1 protein-coding gene and 1 pseudogene are annotated in these 1,406 nt (G+C 68.8%); both read right to left on the bottom strand.

Annotated features, from left to right (window positions below; all coding sequences use genetic code 11):
• Nucleotides 1–489 (bottom strand): annotated as a pseudogene (locus ACEN88_RS31685) (two-component sensor histidine kinase); the annotation flags it as partial.
• A 2-nt stretch (nt 490–491) separates the two neighbouring features.
• Nucleotides 492–1,178, bottom strand: coding sequence for a response regulator (locus tag ACEN88_RS31680; protein ID WP_413346126.1), 687 nt, complete (start codon nt 1,176–1,178; stop codon nt 492–494).
• Nucleotides 1,179–1,406 lie beyond the last annotated feature (228 nt).

Raw genomic sequence — 1,406 nt, 5'->3', positions numbered from 1 at the left:
GCCATCGCCCGGGCCTGCCACTTGTGGCCCGCCGCCCGGCCCGGTGCCGAAGCCGCGAGGAGGTGGACCGTCCATGCCCGGCATATGCCATGCGCGCGAAGCGAAGGCCGTGTAGCGGCGGCCGTCGGCGCTCGTCAGCTGGGCGACGGCGTGCGTGTGGCCGTCGCCGTTCAGGTTGCGCTCGACTTCCTCGCGCAGCCTGGCGGGCACGGGCCGGCCGAGCAGTTCATGACCCTGTTCGTCGAGCACATACAAATGCATGCGGCGGCTGCCGGCGGCGAGGTCGCGCAAGGCGTCGACACCGCCGTGCTTCAGCGTCGCGGCGGCAGCGTCCAGCATGATCGTGGCGGGCGGACTCTTGTCGAGCGTGGGTTCGCCGCCGCGCTGGCGCGCCTGGTCGCGCAGCCACAAGGTGCCGCCGACGCCGATCGTGGCGGCCACCTGGGCCAGCAGGATGGACAGGAAGAACTTCCAGAACAGCCGGCCCATCGCTACTCGCGGATCAGCTGGTAGCCGAGACGGTAGACGGTCTGCAGGCAGGAACGCCCGTCGGACAGCGTGCCCAGTTTATGGCGCAGGCTCGACAGGTGGACGTCGATGTTGCGGTCGAAGCGGGCCAGCGGGCGGCCCAGGCCCTGCTCCGAGAGGTCGTTCTTGCTGACCGGGCGGCCGGCGTTGCGCGCCAGGACTTCGAGCAGGTTGAATTCGGTGCTGGTCAGGTCCAGCGGCTGGCCGTCCCACGTGGCGCGGCGCTGCTCCGGCAGCATCGTCAGCTTGCCGACGGTGAGCGTGATGCCGGGACCGTCGTTGGGCGAGCTTTGCGTGCGGCGCAGGATGGCGCGCACGCGCGCCGTCAGTTCGCGCGGCGTGCAGGGTTTCGTGACGTAGTCGTCGGCGCCCAGTTCGAGGCCGAGGATGCGGTCGGCGTCGTCGCCGCGCCCCGTCAGCATCAGGATCGGCATGCGGCTGGCGGCGCGGATGCGGCGCAGCGTCTCGATGCCGTTCATGCGGGGCATCATCACGTCGAGGACGGCGATCGCGTACTCGCCGGTCAGCGCTTCGCGCGCGCCCGTCTCGCCGTCGTGGGCGCAGGCGACGCGAAAGCCTTCCTGTTCCAGGTATTCGGAAAACATGCCGACCAGTTCGGTGTCGTCGTCGATAAGCAGGACTTGGTTCATGCTCGCATCTTAGCGCAGCGCGACTGTGCCGGCCACGACCGCCGCCGGCTCTTTACGCGCTTTTACACGCCGACAACACGCCTTAACATCGAGACAATCGAAAATGGCGTCTCCGAACAAAAAAGGATGACAGACATGAAATTCACAAGCCTTTCCGCGGCAGCCGCGCTGCTCGCCGCCTGCCTTGCCGCCACCCCGGCCTTCGCGGCCGGCGAACCGGATGCGCCG

It is taken from the genome of Massilia sp. CT11-108 (assembly GCF_047302915.1).
Taxonomy (GTDB): Bacteria; Pseudomonadota; Gammaproteobacteria; order Burkholderiales; family Burkholderiaceae_D; genus Telluria; species Telluria orientalis.
The sequence above is the reverse complement of the archived record's forward strand: the minus strand, read 5'-3'. Positions and strand labels throughout refer to the sequence as shown.

What these genes read in the sequence shown, in the direction of transcription:
- ACEN88_RS31680 (WP_413346126.1), bottom strand. Translation starts at nt 1,178, where the DNA reads ATGAACCAAGTCCTGCTTATCGACGACGACACCGAACTGGTCGGCATG.